General features: G+C 72.7%; 17 protein-coding genes. 4 read left to right on the forward strand and 13 right to left on the reverse strand.

Annotated elements, in window-relative coordinates; genetic code table 11:
* The first annotated feature begins 49 nt into the window (after positions 1-49).
* Complete coding sequence (locus ACIQF6_RS28955) at positions 50-628, forward strand: hypothetical protein (protein ID WP_400900181.1); 579 nt, start codon at positions 50-52, stop codon at positions 626-628.
* A 92-nt stretch (positions 629-720) separates the two neighbouring features.
* Complete coding sequence (locus ACIQF6_RS28960) at positions 721-1,470, forward strand: leucine-rich repeat domain-containing protein (protein ID WP_400900477.1); 750 nt, start codon at positions 721-723, stop codon at positions 1,468-1,470.
* Between the two features lie 47 nt (positions 1,471-1,517).
* Here the strand turns inward: ACIQF6_RS28960 and ACIQF6_RS28965 are convergent, their stop codons facing one another.
* The 5 genes from ACIQF6_RS28965 to def form a co-directional block, all read right to left on the reverse strand.
* On the reverse strand, positions 1,518-2,489 hold the full coding sequence (locus tag ACIQF6_RS28965; protein ID WP_400900183.1) for an aldo/keto reductase: 972 nt from the start codon (positions 2,487-2,489) through the stop codon (positions 1,518-1,520).
* 685 nt (positions 2,490-3,174) lie between these two features.
* Positions 3,175-3,498, reverse strand: a complete 324-nt coding sequence (locus ACIQF6_RS28970) for a hypothetical protein (protein ID WP_400900185.1) — start codon at positions 3,496-3,498, stop codon at positions 3,175-3,177.
* Between the two features lie 286 nt (positions 3,499-3,784).
* A complete protein-coding gene (locus ACIQF6_RS28975; protein ID WP_400900187.1) occupies positions 3,785-5,218 on the reverse strand; it encodes an RsmB/NOP family class I SAM-dependent RNA methyltransferase in 1,434 nt (477 codons plus the stop codon).
* A 128-nt stretch (positions 5,219-5,346) separates the two neighbouring features.
* Entirely contained in the window at positions 5,347-6,279 is a 933-nt protein-coding gene (fmt, locus tag ACIQF6_RS28980) for a methionyl-tRNA formyltransferase (protein WP_400900479.1), read from the reverse strand.
* A gap of 178 nt (positions 6,280-6,457) precedes the next feature.
* Positions 6,458-7,003 (reverse strand): peptide deformylase, encoded by a 546-nt coding sequence (gene def, locus ACIQF6_RS28985; protein WP_400900189.1) that lies wholly within the window; start codon positions 7,001-7,003, stop codon positions 6,458-6,460.
* Between the two features lie 215 nt (positions 7,004-7,218).
* Between def and ACIQF6_RS28990 the strand changes: the two genes are divergently transcribed.
* Together ACIQF6_RS28990 and ACIQF6_RS28995 are read left to right on the forward strand one after the other, a co-directional pair.
* Entirely contained in the window at positions 7,219-7,689 is a 471-nt protein-coding gene (locus ACIQF6_RS28990) for a hypothetical protein (protein WP_400900191.1), read from the forward strand.
* Between the two features lie 357 nt (positions 7,690-8,046).
* Positions 8,047-8,541, forward strand: a complete 495-nt coding sequence (locus ACIQF6_RS28995; RefSeq protein ID WP_400900193.1) for a VOC family protein — start codon at positions 8,047-8,049, stop codon at positions 8,539-8,541.
* Positions 8,542-8,641: 100 nt separating this feature from the next.
* On the opposite strand, the gene ACIQF6_RS29000 is transcribed toward ACIQF6_RS28995, so the two are convergent.
* The 8 genes from ACIQF6_RS29000 to ACIQF6_RS29035 all read right to left on the reverse strand — a co-directional run bounded on the left by ACIQF6_RS29000 (position 8,642) and on the right by ACIQF6_RS29035 (position 17,336).
* Positions 8,642-10,717 carry a primosomal protein N' gene (locus tag ACIQF6_RS29000; RefSeq protein WP_400900195.1) on the reverse strand — a complete coding sequence of 692 codons (2,076 nt, stop codon included), beginning with the start codon at positions 10,715-10,717 and terminating at the stop codon, positions 8,642-8,644.
* Positions 10,718-10,856: 139 nt separating this feature from the next.
* The gene (gene metK, locus ACIQF6_RS29005) at positions 10,857-12,068 is read right to left on the reverse strand and encodes a methionine adenosyltransferase (protein ID WP_400900197.1); all 1,212 of its coding nucleotides are present in this window, start codon (positions 12,066-12,068) and stop codon (positions 10,857-10,859) included.
* Positions 12,069-12,303: 235 nt separating this feature from the next.
* A complete protein-coding gene (coaBC, locus tag ACIQF6_RS29010) occupies positions 12,304-13,530 on the reverse strand; it encodes a bifunctional phosphopantothenoylcysteine decarboxylase/phosphopantothenate--cysteine ligase CoaBC (RefSeq protein ID WP_400900199.1) in 1,227 nt (408 codons plus the stop codon).
* Positions 13,531-13,691: 161 nt separating this feature from the next.
* Complete coding sequence (rpoZ, locus tag ACIQF6_RS29015; protein WP_030459184.1) at positions 13,692-13,958, reverse strand: DNA-directed RNA polymerase subunit omega; 267 nt, start codon at positions 13,956-13,958, stop codon at positions 13,692-13,694.
* A gap of 71 nt (positions 13,959-14,029) precedes the next feature.
* Positions 14,030-14,587, reverse strand: coding sequence for a guanylate kinase (gene gmk, locus ACIQF6_RS29020; RefSeq protein WP_400305562.1), 558 nt, complete (start codon positions 14,585-14,587; stop codon positions 14,030-14,032).
* Between the two features lie 48 nt (positions 14,588-14,635).
* A complete protein-coding gene (gene mihF, locus ACIQF6_RS29025; RefSeq protein WP_030459182.1) occupies positions 14,636-14,962 on the reverse strand; it encodes an integration host factor, actinobacterial type in 327 nt (108 codons plus the stop codon).
* A 229-nt stretch (positions 14,963-15,191) separates the two neighbouring features.
* The gene (pyrF, locus tag ACIQF6_RS29030; protein WP_400900202.1) at positions 15,192-16,031 is read right to left on the reverse strand and encodes an orotidine-5'-phosphate decarboxylase; all 840 of its coding nucleotides are present in this window, start codon (positions 16,029-16,031) and stop codon (positions 15,192-15,194) included.
* Between the two features lie 207 nt (positions 16,032-16,238).
* A complete protein-coding gene (locus tag ACIQF6_RS29035; RefSeq protein WP_400900204.1) occupies positions 16,239-17,336 on the reverse strand; it encodes a quinone-dependent dihydroorotate dehydrogenase in 1,098 nt (365 codons plus the stop codon).
* Positions 17,337-17,406: the final 70 nt, after the last annotated feature.

The raw sequence follows: 17,406 nt of genomic DNA on the forward strand, positions 1-17,406 counted from the left end.
CAACTTCTCTGGCAGGGTGAGCCTGTCACCACCGGGAGGGGAACGAACCATGCGCGGCCATTACCTTCGGGCGGCGTCCCTCGCCGTCGCCGCCCTGCTACTGACCGGCTGCGCGGGCGCCTACCAGTACTACCAAGGCACTGGGGTGCACGACGTCACCGCCGCCGAGGCCGTCGGCAGCTGGGACGGCGAACAGCAGGCCCACCTGACGCTCCACCAGGACGGCACCGCCACCGCCGAACACCTGGACGGCCGGGAGTGGGACTACGACCGGGGCCTGCGGTTCTCCGGCACCGGACGCTGGGAGCTCACCGACAACGACGGCGGCCAGCAGCTCGTTGTCGACCTCTCCACCATCACCGGCATCGAGACCCGCGCCGACGCCGAGCACCCCGAACCGGCCCCCTCGATCCCCTCGACCCCAGCGGCCACCTCGGCCACCTCGACCGCCTCGATCGCCCTGGTGCCCACCAGGTACCGCTGGCACTACTACGTCCAGCGCGACAAGCAGCACCAGAATCTGGCCCTGTTCGTCTTCGTCGGCGACCCGGACGTCGGCGACCACTACTGGCTCACCCGCACCCCGGCCGAGCCCTCCGCCTCCGCGCAACTCCCCGCCGTGCAATGATCGTTGCTCCCCGGCGGCCCCAGCGACCCCAGCGGCCCTCGGTGGCCCCTCAGTGGACGGAGCGCGCCGTGAGCAAGGAACCCCAGGTCGAGATCCGCGGTGCCGCCCCGGAAGGCGCCGCGACCGGCCCCGTCGTCAGCCTGTGGAACGCGGGCCTCACCACCGTCCCGGACCACGTGTGGCAGCGCACCGACGCCGAGGTGCTGATCCTCGCCGACAACGCACTGACCGAACTCCCGGACACGATCGGCGACTTCACCGCACTGCGCACCCTCGACCTGGGGCACAACGCGCTCACCGCCGTCCCCGAACGGCTCGGCGACCTCACCGGACTTCACGGGTTCCTCTACCTGCACGACAACCGGCTCACCCGGCTGCCGGCCGGCCTCGGCCGCCTGCACCGCCTGCGCTACCTGAACATCGGCGACAACCCGATCACCGAACTCCCGGACACCATCGGCGAATTGTCCGCGCTCCAGGAACTCCGCGCGCAGCGCTGCCGATTGACGAGCCTGCCGGACACCATCGGCGCCCTGGCCCGGCTGCGCGAGCTGCGCCTGGAGGGCAACTCCCTCACCGCGCTGCCGGATTCGTTCGGCACACTGCGCGAGCTGCGCTGCCTGGAGCTGCGCGACAACGCCCTGACGACAATCCCCAGCACCCTCGCCGCGCTGCCACTGCTGCGTGAACTCGACCTGCGCGCCAACCCGTTGGAGTCATTCCCGGGCTGGCTGGCCGAGCTGCCCGCACTGGAGAAGCTCGACCTGCGGTGGACGCCGTCCGCGCCGGACCCGCAACTGGTGGAGCTGCTGGAACGACGCGGCTGCACGGTCTGGTACTGACCGCCGTGGCGGCCCCCGGAGGCGCAACTTCCCCGGGGGCACGGGAGTCACCAGGCGTAGTGCTCCGGGGCGGTGCGGTGGCCGGGGAAGATCTCGTCCAGCCGCTCCAGCGTCTTGGCGTCCAGCTCGACGTCCAACGAGCGGACGGCGGCAGCCAGTTGCTCCTCGGTGCGGGGGCCGACGATCGGCGCGGTGACGGCGGGGCGGGTGCGCAGCCAGGCGAGCGCGACATCGCCGGGCTCGTGGCCGAGCTCGTCGCACAGGTCCTCGTACGCCTGGATCTGCTCGCGCTTCTCGTTCAGGGTGTCGACGGCCCGGCCCTGGGTGCGGCGCACGCCCTCGCGCTCCTTGCGGAGCACACCGCCGAGCAGGCCGCCGTGCAGCGGCGACCAGGCGATCAGGCCGAGGCCGTAGTGCTGGGCGGCGGGGACGACCTCGAGTTCGACGGTGCGTTCGATCAGGTTGTAGAGCGACTGTTCGCTGGTCAGGCCGAGGAAGTGCCGGGCCCGGGCGGTCTCCTGGGCCTGGGCGAGGTGCCAGCCGGCGAAGTTGGACGACCCGACGTAGATGATCTTTCCCTGGAGGGTGAGCACCTCCATCGCCTGCCAGATCTCGTCCCAGGGGGTGTCCCGGTCGATGTGGTGCATCTGGTACAGGTCGATGTGGTCGGTCTGGAGGCGGCGCAGGCTGGCGTCCACGGCGCGGCGGATGTTGAGCGCGGAGAGCCGGCCCTCGTTGGGCCAGTCGCCCATGTCGCCGTAGAGCTTGGTGGCGATCACGGTCTTCTCGCGCCGGCCGCCGCCCTTGGCGAACCAGTTGCCGATGATCGTCTCGGTGAGGCCCTTGTTCTCCCCCCAACCGTAGACATTGGCGGTGTCGAAGAAGTTGATGCCGTGCCCGTGCGCGGCGTCCATGATCCGGTGCGCGTCGGCCTCTTCGGTGTGCACGCCGAAGTTCATGGTGCCCAGACACAGCGGGGACACGGACAGGCCGGTGCGGCCGAGGTGGGTGTACTCCATGAAACCCAACCCTCCGCCGCACCGGCCCCGTTGTCCAGCACGCAACGCCCGCAGCCACTGTGACGCGGCGTCAGCGGTCGGCGCTTCACCGCCCGGCGCGTCACCGCCCGACGCGTCAGCGGCCAGCGCGTCACCGCCCGACGCGTCAGCGGCCAGCGCGTCACCGCCCGACGCGTCAGCGGCCAGTGCGTCAGCGGCCAGCCCTGGCGAAGTCCCGCACCGCGAGCGGCGCCGCGACTGCCAGCACCAGCGCGCACCAGCCGAGCGCGGCGGCCACCGGGTGCTGGGCGGGCCAGGCACCGCCGGACACGAACCGCCCGCCCGCCGGGGAGTGTCACCACCACATGCGTCGACCGACCGGCGAGGCGATCCGACGATGTCGTCCGGCAAGCGACCCGGGCCGATCCGAGCCGGCTGCGCCCGGAGCGCTCCGCCCGCCGACCCCGTCCGGCACACAGCCGGGCGTCGACCGCCCGGGCGGCAGCGGACATTCCGGCCCGCGAGAGCCCGAACGCGGTGACGATACGCCGGATCGCGGCCGAACCCGACGCCGGCACCACCCCAACGGCCCGGACACCACCCACGAACGCGGCCCGCAACGCCTGCCCGCGACCTCGCCGATCTCGCCGATCTCGCCGATCCCGCCGATCCCGCCGACGCCCGACGCCCGACGCCCGACGGAACGTCAATACGACGCCGGACACGCCGCGTACAACCCGCGCTGCTCCTCGCACGGCCCGGAGTCGACCGGCACCGCCGGATCCACCGCCCGCGTGCACCACGTGCACCGCAGCCCCGCCGTCGCCCCCGCCGTCCGCAACCGCCCGACGACGCGCCGCGCCTGCTCGAACGGCTGCTCCCCACCGGGCAACACGGCGGGCACCTCGGCCAGCAGCCGACTCGCCTGCCACAGACTCAGCGTGCAGGCGGCCCCCAACACCTTGAAGACGTCGATCCGCCGCCCACCGACCTCGGCGACCACCACGACGAACTGCGGCTCCTCCGACACCTTGCCCCCAACTCCCCTGCCAGGCCCGTCGGATGAGAGTTGCAGCAAGGCAGTCGAGGGCACAACCAGGGCCGCGAAGAACTGCGCGCAGCAGAATCCTCCCCCGCCCCCGCAAGATCGCGACGCAGGGCGATGGCCTGCACGTGGTCGCGACCCTCCGGACACGACACGACACGACGCGACGTGACGTGCGCGCGCCGCACAGTCCTCCCCCGGCCCCGGCGAGCCGGCCGGCAACACCACAAGCCCCTGGCTGTGCGCCCCCGGCTTCAGGCCCGGAGAGGCCTCAGGCGGTGCGCCGCAGCAGCGCCAGGTACATCGCGTCCGTCCCGTGCAGGTGCGGCCACAGCTGCACGTCCGGCCCGTCGCCCAGTGCGGGCACGCCCGGGAGCAGCGGGCGGGCGTCGATCCATTCGACGTCCTCGCGGCCGCGCAGCACGTCGTCCACCACGGCACGCGTCTCGGCGAGGTGCGGCGAGCACGTCGCGTAGCCGACCACGCCGCCGACTCGCGCCGCGTCCAGCGCGCTGCGGAGCAACTCCCGCTGGAGCGGCCCGAATCCGGCGATGTCCTCGGGGCGGCGGCGCCACCGCGCCTCGGGCCGGCGGCGCAGCGCGCCCAGGCCGGAGCACGGCACGTCGACCAGGACGCGGTCGAACGCGCCCTGCTGCCAGGCGCCTCGGGTGCCGTCGGCGGTGATGACCGCGTACGGCCCGGGGTTGCCGTTCAGTGCGCGGGCGACCAGGCGGGCGCGGTGCGGCTGCTTCTCGGAGGCGACCAGGGCCGCCCCGCGCGCAGCGGCCATCGCGCCGAGCAGCGCGGCCTTGCCGCCGGGGCCGGCGCAGCCGTCGAGCCACAGCCGGTCGGGGCCGTCCACGGGGGCGTTGGCGAGGGCGAGGGCGACCAGCTGGCTGCCTTCGTCCTGGACGCCGGCCCGGTTCTCGCGGACCGCGTCGAGCCCGGCGGGGTCACCGCCCTCGGCGAGCCGCAGCGCGTAGGGGGACCAGCGGCCGTCCTCGGCGTCGGGCAGCGCCTCGCGCAGTTCGGCGACGTCGGAGCGGCCGGGGCGGGCCACCAGCGTCACCTCGGGGCGGGCGTTGTCGGCGTCCAGCAGGCGCTCCATCGCGGCGCGGCCGGCGTCCTCGGGCTGCCAGCGGCCGAGCGCGTCCCACAGCGAGGAGACCACCCAGCGCGGGTGCGAGTGCACGACGGCGAGGTGGTCCTCGGCGTCGTCCTCGTACGGCGGGGCGACCTGGGCGACCCAGCCGTCCAGGTCCTGGGCGCTGATCTTGCGCAGTACGGCGTTGACGAACTTGGCGCGGCCGTCGCCGAGCACCACCCGGGCGAGTTCGACGGTCGCGGAGACCGCGGCGTGGCTGGGGATGCGGGTGGCGAGCAACTGGTGCGCGCCGAGCGAGAGGACGTCCAGCACCGGCGGGTCGACCTCGCGCAGCGGGCGGTCCACGCAGGCGGCGATGATCGCGTCGTAGGTGCCCTGGCCGCGCAGCGTGCCGTAGACCAGCTCGGTGGCGAGCGCGGCGTCGCGGCGCTCCATGCCCTTGCGCTCGGCCTCGCGCAGCAGCGACGGCAGGATCAGGTTGGCGTACGCGTCGCGCTCGTCGACGGCGCGCAGTGCGCGGAACGCGACGATCCGGGCCGGGTCCTTCTTGGGGCGGCGGTGCGGACGGGGGGCGCGCTTGGCGCCGGCGGGGGTGCTCAAAGGGGTGCCTCGTAACAAAGTGCTGCGGATCAGGTCCGACCCGGCCGTAGAACGGGCACGCCGGGTCTCACCGTCAAGTCTAGGGTGAGACCCGGCCGAACCCGGCATCCGCCGCCCCGTGGACGGCGTCAGCCTTCGAAGCGCTCGCCGGACTCGATCCGCGCGCCGCGCGCCCAGTCGGCGGCCGGCATGGCCTTCTTGCCCTGCGGGCGGACCTCGCCGAGCTCCACCTCGTGGCTGCCGGTGCCGACCCGGACGCTGTTCTTGCTGACGGCCAACTCGCCGGGGGCGAGGGCGACTTCACCGGGCAGCAGGCGCACGGGGCCGGTCACCTTGAGCCGCTCGCCGCGGAACGTGGTCCACGCGCCGGGCGCGGGCGCGCAGCCGCGCACCACCCGGTCGACCCGCAGCGCGGGGTGGGTCCACTCGATCCGGGCGTCCTCGACGGTGATCTTCGGCGCCAGCGAGACGCCGTCCACGGGCTGCGGCTCGGGCCGCGCCTGGCCGTCCTCGATCGCGTCCATGGTGCGCACCAGCAGGTCGGCGCCCGCGAACGCCAGCCGGCCGAGCAGGTCGCCGCTGGTGTCGGTGGGCTTGACCGTCTCGGTGAGGACGCCGAACACCGGGCCGTCGTCCAGGCCCTCCTGGATCCGGAAGGTGGACGCGCCGGTGACTTCGTCGCCCGCCATGATCGAGTGCTGGACGGGGGCCGCGCCGCGCCACGCGGGCAGCAGCGAGAAGTGCAGGTTCACCCAGCCGTGCACCGGGATCTCCAGCGCGCCGGGCCGGATCAGCGCGCCGTACGCCACCACCGGGCAGCAGTCGGGGGCGATCTCGGCCAGCCGGGCCATGAACTCCGGCTCGCTCGGGCGGGCCGGCTTGAGCACCTCGATGCCCGCCTCCTCGGCGCGCTGCGCGACCGGGCTGGCCACCAGCTTGCGTCCGCGCCCGGCCGGCGCGTCGGGGCGGGTCACCACGGCGACCACCTCGTGCCGGGAGGCCAGCAGGGCGTCCAGGGCGGGAACGGCGACCTCGGGGGTGCCGGCGAAGACGAGACGCACGGGCATGGGCCTTTCTTGAAGTTCAGCTGATCAGCAGGAAGTCACGCTGGTCAGAACATCGGATTGCCGGAAAATGCTGATCGCTTGATCGGGCCTTCGGTTCATCGACCCCTCCGACAATCCCGCAATCCCGTCGAAACACCGGGCCGCAACGGACGGTTCGGCAGCCCCGGGCACATCAGCGAATGACACCGAACGTGGAATGCGGCGAGATCTTCACCGTCGGCGCCGGAGCACCGCCCCAGTCCGACTCCCGGATCGCCTTCATCGCCGCCTTCCGGGTCTCCCGGTCCAGCCGGTCGATGAAGATGATTCCGTCCAGGTGGTCCGTCTCGTGCTGGATGCACCGCGCCAGCAGCTCGGTGCCCTCCACCGTCACCGGGTCCCCGTACATGTTGAAGCCCTTCGCCACCACGCCGAACGCCCGCTTGGTGTCGAACCGCAGCCCGGGCAGCGACAGGCAGCCCTCGGGGCCGTCCTGCTCCTCCTCGGTCAACGACAGGTCCGGATTGATCAGATGCCCCACCACGCCGTCCACGTTGTACGTGAACACCCGCAACGAGACGCCCAGTTGAGGCGCCGCGAGGCCCGCGCCGGGCGCCCCCAGCATGGTGTCCGTGAGGTCCTTCACCAGCCGGCGCAGCTCCTTGTCGAAGGTCACCACCGGCTTCGCGGTCGACCGCAGCACCGGGTCACCGAAGATCCGGATCGGCTGAACTGCCAAGACTGCGACTCCCTCTGTCACCCGAACGGGACGGAAACAACGACCTACCGCGAAGTCTATGCAATGTCCGTCACCTGTTCGGAGCGGCCACCGACAAATCCCGACTCGCACTCCGGGCGTGACCCAACGACCCGACGTGCGTTGGTCAATGCGAATTGACCGGGACGCGCGAGCGCCCCGAGCACGCGACCCGACCGAGAGGTGGCAACCAGGCCATGGCCGAGCAGATCAACCACGACGCCCGGGCCAGGGCGTCCCTGCACCTGCTGGTGCGGGACATCGAACGGGTCCGACGCCAGGTCGACGCCCTTCGCACGCTCACCGCCCAGCTGGGCAACGTCTACCGCCCCCGCCGTCCCAGCACCTCCGCCGGCTTCGTGGTCTACGGCCGGGCCCCCGCCCCCACCGTCCGCCTCGCCCAGGAGCTGCGCGAAAGCGTCGAGACCCTGGTCGCCGCCGCCGTCGAGTTCGACCGCGCCCTCGGCTTCTCCTGGGACTCCGTCGGCTCCGCGCTCGGCGTCACCAAGCAGGCCGTCCACCGCCGCTACGGCGTCCGCCGCCCCACCACCGAACTCGTCCCCGCCCCCCGCGAAACCGAGACCCCTCCCCCGGCGCCCCCCGCCACCCGCCCCCCGATCCCCCAGGCCCGCCAGGCCAGCCCCCTGATGCCGACCCGCGCCCGCTGAAGCAAGGCCCCGCCAGGGGCGCGGGGAACTGCGCGAGACGGAAGGCACCCACCGGCAAGATCGCGACGCGGGCAAGGACGTGCCGCTGATCGCGACCTTGCGGACCGACGTGCGCCTGTCGCGCAGTTCCCCGCGTCCCTGTTCCCGCGCTCGGCCGCGTCCTTGTTCCCGTACTCGGCTGCGTTGCGCTCCCGCGCTCGGCTGCGTTGCGCCCCCGCAGGCAGTGCGAACCGGCGCGCCGCTGCGCCTCGCGCCCACCTGGCCGTACGGCCGCTTGCGTCCGGTTTGTCCCACCTCCGGTCCGCCCGAAGAATCGATCTCGCACGCCATCCTGCGCCAACGAGAGGGATCGATCCCATGGCCGTGGCCAACACCCCGATGAACCTCACCCGTGCCGCCCACGTCGGCATCTCCGTCTCCGACCTGGACACGTCGATCGCGTTCTACCGCGCCCTGACCGGCCGGGAGCCGATCGTCGCCGACGAGACCATGCACAGCGTCCCGTTCGGCCTGTCCCAGGGCCTGCCGACGGCGAAGCTCCGGTACGCGACCATCAATCTCGACAACGGCCTCGGCATCGACCTGATCGAGTTCGAGGAGCCGATCGGCCTGCGCACCAACGGCGCGGCCAACCGCCCGGGCTCCATGCACCTGTGCTTCCGGGTCGACGACCTCGACGCGGTGTACCGCCGGATGAAGGACGCGGGGTACGGCTTCCTCGGCGACGACTACACCTTCCTGGCCGGCGAGGTCACCCCGGAGGCCGCACTGGGCACCAAGGTCGCGTACTTCAACGACCCGGACGGCACCAACCTGGAGATCATCCAGCCCAAGGGCGGCTTCGCCGGCTGACCCCGACACCGATCCGACGCCGATCCGGCCCGATCCGGCACCGATCCGACGCCGCCCGATCCCGGACACCGGCCGACCCCGTACCGCCACCGCCCGGCGGTCAGCCGATGTCCGTCGGATCCACCCGGATCCGCACCGTCTCCGCCCCCCGCAGCGCCAGCCGCGCGATCTGCGCGGCCTTCAGCGCCGAAGCCAGCGCCGCCCCCTGCCCCGGGGCGACCCGCACCAGCGCCCGTTCCGCCGTCTCCCCCTTCGATCCGCCGTACACGGGCACCGGCCCGAGCACGTCCGCGCCCTCAGGCAGCCGCACCAGCGACAGCAGGTCCTCGACCGCCTGCGCGGGCCCCGTCACCGCGGCCATCCGCGACACCGGCGGGAACCGCAGCTCCTCCCGCTCGTCGAGTTCCATCCCCGCGTGCCCGGCGGGATCCCACCGCACCAGCGCCTGCACGGCTCGCGCCGCCGCCTCCGCGACCACCACCACCGTCCCGCCCTCGCCCGCCGGACGGACCAGCGACGCGGCGGTCAGCCACCGCCGGACCGTCTCCTCGCCGGCCCGCAGGTCGGGGCGGTTCAGCAGCGCCCACCCGTCCAGCAGCAGCGCCGCCGCGTACCCGGGGCCCTCCGCGACCGGCTCCGCACCCGGCGTCGAGATCACCAGCGCGGGGGACGCCGGCACCGACGCCAGGACGGCGTCCCGCCCGGACGTCCGCACGGGCACCCGCGGGAACGCCTTCCCGAGCTCCTCCGCCGTCCGCCGCACGCCCACCACCTGGGCCCGGAGCCGGAACGACCCGCACTCCAGGCAGTGCCAGTCGTGCTCCTCCGTCCCGCACCACGTGCACACCAGCGCCGCGTCCGCCGCAGGGGACTCCAGCGGCCCGCCGCAGGCCCGGCAGCGCACCGGCTCGCGGCAGCGCCCGCACGCCAACCGGGGCGCGTAGCCCCGCCGCGGGACCTGGATCAGCACGGGGCCGCGCGACAGCGCCTCCCGCGCCGTCTCCCAGGCGATCGACGGCAGCCGCGCGGCCTGCGCGGCGGCGTCCCGCGCCTGGTCGTGCTCGGTCACGGTCCGCACCCGGGGCGCGAACTGACGGACCGTCTCCCGGGGGGCGGCCAGCGGTCGGGCCCAGCCGCTGCGCAGCAGCTGCGCGGCCTCGACGGTCGTCGAGACGCCGCCGAGCAGCATCGCCGCGCCCTCCTCGGCGGCCCGCAGCAACGCCACCTCCCGGACGTGCGGATACGGCGCGTTCGGGTCGCTGTGACTGCTGTCGCCGTCCGACCAGACCACCACCAGGCCGAGGTCGCGGACCGGCGCGAACACCGCCGCGCGCGTGCCGATCGCCGCGTGCACCGAGCCCCGGCTGACCGACAGCCAGCGCCGGTAGCGTTCCTGCGGCCCGGCCTCGGCGGCCAGCACCGCGTGCCGGCCCTCGCCGAGCACGCCCCGCAGCGCGGCGTCGACCCGGGCCACCGAACGCCCGTCCGGCAGCACCACCAGCGCACCCCGCCCGGAGGCGAGCGTCGCCGCCACCGCCCGCGCGATCTCGAACGGCCACTCGGGCCCGGGCAGCGCCGTCCACACGGCGCGCGGCGCGTGTCCGCCCGCCAGCGAGGCCAGGAACTCCGGCCCGTGCGCGTACCGCTCCCAGCTGCCCGCCGCCGGCGCACCGGACGGCGGCGGCAGCGGCCGCGGCGAGGGCTCGGACTCGGCCCCCGCGTGCCGCGGCGGGATCGCCAGCTGCAGCACGTCCGCCAACGTCCCCGCGTACCGGTCGGCGACGGCCCGGCACAGCCGCAGCAGCCGCGGGGTCAGCACCACCTCGGGCGACAGCACCCGGGCCAGCGGCGCCAGCGGGCCCGCGTAGTCGGAGGTGTCCCGGCGCTCGACGACGAACCCGTCGTGCAGTGCGCCGCCCTCGCGCCGGCCGTGTGCACCGACCCGCCCCCCGAAACGCACCCGGACCCGGACGCCGGGCCGGGCCTCCTCGGACATCGCCTCGGGCACCGCGTAGTCGAAGTACTGGTCGAGGCTCAGCACGCCCTTGTCCACCAGCACCCGGGCCACCGGCTGCCGCTCCGCCAGGACGACCCCGCGCGCAGCCCGCGGCTTCGCCCGGCGCACCGTCTCCCGGATGAACGCCAACTGCTCCCCGGCCCCGTCCGCGCTGCTCACGCCCCCCAACCTAGCGGACACCGCCGACACAACGACGACGCCGCCCGTCGAGGGGAATCCCCTCGACGGGCGGCGTCACACGCTCGAAAAGCGCTCACGAAGGCACCAGCAAGGCACCAAGAAGCGCTCAGCTGAACGCTCAGCCCGCGACAGCGGCCTTCAGCGCGTCCACGCGGTCGGTGCGCTCCCAGGTGAAGTCCGGCAGCTCACGGCCGAAGTGGCCGTACGCGGCGGTCTGGGCGTAGATCGGGCGCAGCAGGTCCAGGTCGCGGATGATGGCGGCCGGGCGGAGGTCGAAGACCTTGCTGACGGCTTCCTGGATGTTCAGCACCGGAACGGTCTCGGTGCCGAAGGTCTCCACGAACAGGCCCACCGGCTCGGCCTTGCCGATCGCGTACGCGACCTGCACCTCGGCGCGCTTGGCGAGGCCCGCGGCGACGATGTTCTTCGCCACCCAGCGCATCGCGTACGCGGCCGAGCGGTCGACCTTGGACGGGTCCTTGCCGGAGAAGGCGCCGCCACCGTGGCGGGCCATGCCGCCGTAGGTGTCGATGATGATCTTGCGACCGGTGAGGCCGGCGTCGCCCATCGGGCCGCCGATCTCGAACCGACCGGTCGGGTTGACCAGCAGGCGGTAACCCTCGGTGGTCAGCTTGATGCCCTGGTCGGCCAGCGCCTTGAGCTCGGGCTCGACCACGAACTCGCGGATGTCCGGGGTGAGCAGCGACTCCAGGTCGATGTCCGAGGCGTGCTGCGAGGAGACCACCACGGTGTCCAGGCGCACGGCGCGGTCGCCGTCGTACTCGATGGTGACCTGGGTCTTGCCGTCGGGGCGCAGGTACGGGATGGTTCCGTTCTTGCGGACCTCGGTCAGGCGGCGGGAGAGCCGGTGCGCCAGGGTGATCGGCAGCGGCATGAGCTCGGGGGTGTCGTCGCAGGCGTAGCCGAACATCAGGCCCTGGTCGCCGGCGCCCTGCCGGTCCAGCTCGTCCTCGATGTCGCCCTCGACCCGGTGCTCGTGGGCGGTGTCGACGCCCTGCGCGATGTCCGGGGACTGCGCGCCGATCGAGACCGAGACGCCGCAGGAGGCGCCGTCGAAGCCCTTCTTCGACGAGTCGTAGCCGATCTCCAGGATCCGCTCGCGGACCAGCTGGGCGATCGGCGCGTACGCCTTGGTGGTGACCTCACCCGCGATGTGGACCAGACCAGTGGTGATCAGGGTCTCCACGGCGACGCGGGAGGTCGGGTCGTCCTTCAGGAGGGCGTCCAGGATCGTGTCGCTGATCTGGTCAGCGATCTTGTCGGGGTGGCCCTCGGTGACGGACTCCGAGGTGAACAGGCGGCGAGACACAGCGCTCCCTGGGGTTGCAGCGGCTGCTGACTGAATGCGCTCGGAAGTCCCGAGGCATCCGGAAAGACTTGATTCCTGCTGTGGAGTGTAACGGTCGGCTACCGATCGAGGACACTCTCCACCGGCCTCGAACGTGTCCGCGACACGGATCACATCCGGGCGAAACCGGAGGCAACATCCCGAAATATCGGCTCGCCCGTCTCAACTGCCGGTATTTTTCCAGCCATTGGGGTCTTTACTCGGCCGATCGACCGGCCTGATCGGCGAGTCGGGCGGCGACCTGGTCCCAGATCGCGTCGGCCAGCATCTCCTTCGGACCGTCCGCAATGTGGACTTCCGAGCCGTCCGCGCCGAGCAGCACGGCGCTGTTGGTGTCCTGACCGAACGCCTTGCCGTCGCCGACCTCGTTGACCACCAGCAGGTCGCAGCCCTTGCGGGCGAGCTTGGCGCGGCCGTTGGCGAGCACGTCGTCGGTCTCGGCGGCGAAGCCGACCACCACCTGCCCGGCGCGGGCCCGGTCGGCGGAGATCTCGGCCAGCACGTCGGGGTTGCGGACCAGCACGATCGGCGCGGGCTCGACCCCGTCCACCTTCTTGATCTTGCCGGCGGCGTACTCGGCGGGCCGGAAGTCGGCGACCGCGGCGGCCATCACCACCGCGTCGGCCCCGGCGGCGGCCTTCAGCACGGCGTCGCGCAGCTCCAGCGCGGTGCCGACCCGGACCACGTCCACCCCGGCGGGGTCGGGCAGCGCGGTGTTCGCGGCGACCAGGGTGACCCGGGCGCCGCGGGCGGCGGCGGTGGCGGCCAGCGCGTAACCCTGCTTGCCGGACGAGCGGTTGCCGAGGAAGCGCACCGGGTCCAGCGGCTCCCGGGTGCCGCCCGCCGAGACCACCACCTGACGGCCCGTCAGGTCCTGCTCCAGGCCGCCGCGGGCCAGCACCCGCCGGCAGGCGGCGAAGATCTCGCCCGGGTCGGGCAGCCGGCCCTTGCCGGTGTCCACGCCGGTCAGCCGGCCCACGGCGGGCTCGATGACGATCGCGCCCCGGCGGCGCAGCGTGGCCACGTTCTCCTGGGTGGCGGGGTGCTCCCACATCTCGGTGTGCATCGCGGGCGCGAACACCACCGGACAGCGGGCGGTCAGCAGGGTGTTGGTGAGCAGGTCGTCGGCGAGGCCGTGCGCGGCCTTGGCGAGCAGGTCGGCGGTGGCGGGGGCGACCACCACCAGGTCGGCCTGCTGCCCGATCCGCACGTGCGGGACTTCGTGCACCCGCTCCCAGGTCTCGGTGGCGGCGGGCCGCCCGGACAGCGCCGCCCAGGTCGCTTCGCCGACGAAGTGCAGGGCGGCGGCGGTCGGCACCACCTGCACCTGGTGCCCGGACTCGGTGAACCGGCGCAGCAGCTCGCAGGCCTTGTACGCGGCGATCCCGCCACTGACACCGAGGACGACACGGGGCGCGGTCATGGCGGTCGATTCTCCTAACGACGGGTCAACGCGCCCACCTTACGACCCGCCGCCGCGCCCCTGCGACGTGTCGACGCCCACAGGCGGACGTCCCCCGGACACGCCGAAGGCCCGCCCGGTGCACAGGGCATCGGACGGGCCTTCGAACAGGACGCGGGGGCTCAGGCGCCCTCGACCGCCTCGGCGGTGAGCAGGCCGGCGTTGATCTCGCGGAGCGCGATCGACAGCGGCTTCTCGTGCACGTGGGTGTCGACCAGCGGGCCGACGTACTCCAGCAGGCCCTCGCCGAGCTGGGAGTAGTACGCGTTGATCTGGCGGGCGCGCTTGGCCGCGTAGATCACCAGGCTGTACTTGGAGTCAGTGGCCTCGAGCAGCTCGTCGATCGGCGGGTTGATGATGCCCTCGGGCGCGGTCATCGAAGAGGACACGCTAAACCTTCCGAAGTGGTTTCAGTAACCGGTTGAATCCGGCGTGAACCGGCCGGGTGCAGCCGATCCGGTCAGGCTACACCGAGCAAGGCTAGCAGTTCGGCCGCTACCTGCTCGACGGAGGTATTGACAAGCGTCGTGTCGAACTCCGCCTCGGCGGCCAGTTCGATCCGGGCCGCCGCCAGCCGCTCGTCGATGACGTCCTGCGACTCGGTGCCGCGGCCGGTGAGCCGACGCACCAGCTCGTCCCAGCTCGGCGGGGCCAGGAAGACCAGCTGGGCCTCGGGCATCGACTCCTTGACCTGCCGGGCGCCCTGGAGGTCGATCTCCAGCAGCACCGGCTCGCCCTTGTCGAGCTTCTCGACGACCGCCTGGCGCGGGGTCCCGTACCGGTTGCCGGCGAACACCGCCCACTCCAGCAGCTCGCCGTTGGCGACCAGCTTGTCGAACTGTTCGTTGTCGACGAAGTGGTACTGCACGCCGTCACGCTCGCCGGGGCGCGGGTGGCGGGTCGTCGCCGACACCGACAGCCAGACCTCGGGGAACTGCTTCCTCATATGAGCGACGACCGTGCTCTTGCCGACCCCGGAGGGGCCGGAGAGCACGGTCAGCCGCGGACGCTCACTCATGTACCGATTATCCCGGATCGCGGAGGTTTCTCCGACACCGGCCTCCGTTCAGGAGGCGGCGCCGCCGAACTCCCGCTCCAGGGACGCGATCTGGTTCGTGCCGAGGCCCCGCACACGACGGCTCTCGGAGATGCCGAGGCGCTCCATGATCTGCTTGGCGCGGACCTTGCCGACGCCCGGCAGGGACTCCAGCAGAGCGGAGACCTTCATCTTGCCGATGACCTCGTCGTCGGACTTGCCGGCCTTGATGACGTCGTGCAGCGAGGCGCCCGAGTGCTTCAGCCGGTTCTTGACGTCGGCACGCTTCCGGCGAGCCTCGGCGGCCTTGGCGAGCGCGGCGGTGCGCTGTTCGGGAGTAAGGGGCGGAAGAGCCACGCCGTTCACCTCAGGTGTGGATGGAAGGGATGTTCCATGACTGGGTTGTGCCCGGACGCCACAGGCTCTGACCTGCGGCGGCGGCCGGAACCACCGCCAACTGGCGTCCTACCGCCGGACACTACCCAACTTGGGCCGCCGCGTCAGGAAAAGAACACGAAAAAGCCAGGTCAGCAGGGGCCGACCCCGGACTTATCCGGGCAAATCAGCCGAGTTGACCGCTCTTGGTTCACGCGATTGTGACGGCCCTCACATCATCGACGAACGCCTGCGCGGCCCGGCGCAGCGCCGCCACCGACGGTCCGTGCTTCAGCACATCACGGCTCACGCTGGGCACCACGTTGCGCACCTGGTCGCCGAACACCCGCGGCAGGTCCTGCGCGGTGGCGCCCTGCGCGCCCACGCCGGGAGCCAGCAGCGGGCCGTTGATCGCCAGGTCCACGCCCGCGTCGGCGAGCGTCGCGCCGACCACCGCGCCGAACGAACCCAGCGGCGCCGCACCGGAGTTCTCCGCCGCGAGCCGCCGCAGCACGGCCTGCGCGACGCTCTCGCCGTCCGCGCCGACCGCGCGCTGCACCTCGTGACCCTCCGGGTTGGAGGTGAGCGCCAGCGCGAACAGGCCGCAGCCGTTGCGGTGCGCCAGGTCGACGGCCGGCTGCAGCGAGCCGAAGCCCAGGTAGGGGCTGACGGTGAGCGCGTCGGAGAACAGCGGGCTGTCCGGCGACAGGAAGGTCTCCGCGTAGGCGGCCATGGTGGAGCCGATGTCGCCGCGCTTGGCGTCCATCAGCACCAGCGCGCCGGCCTCCCGGGCCTCGGCCACGGTGCGCTCCAGCACCGCGATGCCGCGGCTGCCGAACCGCTCGAAGAACGCCGACTGCGGCTTCAGCACGGCGACCCGGTCGGCCAGCGCCTCCACCACGGTGCGCGAGAAGCTCTCCAGGCCTGCCAGGTCGTCGTTCAGGCCCCAGGCGGTGAGCAGCGAGCCGTGCGGGTCGATGCCGACGCAGAGCTGGCCGCGGGTGTCGAGGGCGGTCCGCAGGCGGGTGCCGAAGGGCGTGATGTCAGTCATCGGTGTCTTCCTCAAAGTGGTCTCGGTGAAGGAACGGAAGGGCCAGGTCCTCTCTTCCGGATCTTGTCGGATCAGCGCGCGGCGTCGGGCGCCCGGCTGGGAGTGCCGGCCGAACGTCCTCGTACTGGGTGTACTTGGATGTTTGGCCGGTGCTTCCAGGCGGGATGATCCGGCGTCGCGCGCCCGGCAAGGTCCGGAAGAGAGGGCCTACCGGATGCCCTTGCCGACCGCCTCGCCGATCGATGCGTAGCCGGCGGCGCGCAGGCGCGCGGACAGGCCCTTGTGGACCTTGCGCATCCAGAACGGGCCTTCGTAGATGAACGCGGAGTAGCCCTGGACCAGGTCGGCGCCGGCCAGGATGCGCTGCCAGGCGTCCTCGGCGGTCTCGATGCCGCCGACCGAGACGATGGTCAGCCGGCCGTCGGTGCGCTTGCGAAGCCGCTCCAGCACCTCCAGCGAGCGGGCCTTCAGCGGGGCGCCGGACAGGCCGCCCATGCCGATCTCCTCGATCCGCGCGGCGGGGGTCCGCAGGCCCTCCCGGCCGATGGTGGTGTTGGTGGCGATGATGCCGTCCAGGCCGAGGTGCAGCGCCATGTCGGCGATCTCGTCGATGTCCTCGTCGGCGAGGTCGGGGGCGATCTTCACCAGCAGCGGCACGTGATGGGTGGTCACCTCGTCGGCGGCCTTGCGGACGTCCCACAGCAGCGGGCCCAGCACCTGCACGGCCTGGAGGTTGCGCAGGCCGGGGGTGTTCGGCGAGGAGACGTTGACGACCAGGTAGTCGGCGTACGGGGCCAGCGCCTTGGCGGACTTCAGGTAGTCGGCGGTGGCCTCGTCCTCGGGGACGACCTTGGTCTTGCCGATGTTGACGCCGATCACCGGGGTGTTGCTGGTGTGCGGGCGGGCGGCGAGGCGGGTGGCGACCCGGGCGGAGCCCTGGTTGTTGAAGCCCATCCGGTTGATCAGCGCGCGGTCCTCGACCAGGCGGAACAGCCGCGGCGCGGGGTTGCCGGGCTGGGGCTCGCCGGTGACGGTGCCGATCTCGACGTAGTCGAAGCCGAGCATCGACAGGCCGTCGATGCCGATGCCGTTCTTGTCGAAGCCCGCGCCGAGGCCGAACGGGCCGGGCAGGTCCAGGCCGAGCGCGGTGGTGCGCAGCTTCGGGTCGCGCGGGGCGAGCACGGCCCGCACCAGCGAGCGCAGGCCGGGTACCGAGTCCGCCAGCCGGATCCAGAAGAACGCCAGGTGGTGGGCCTTCTCCGGGTCCATCTTCTTGAACAGCAGGTTGAACAGCAGCTTGTACACGTGAGGCCTCCGACGGCTGGCTGGGCTCGGGCATGGACGTGGGGGGCACCCGACGTGCGGTGTGCCCCCC

Source organism: Kitasatospora sp. NPDC092948, assembly GCF_044754805.1.
In the GTDB taxonomy this organism is placed as follows: domain Bacteria; phylum Actinomycetota; class Actinomycetes; order Streptomycetales; family Streptomycetaceae; genus Kitasatospora.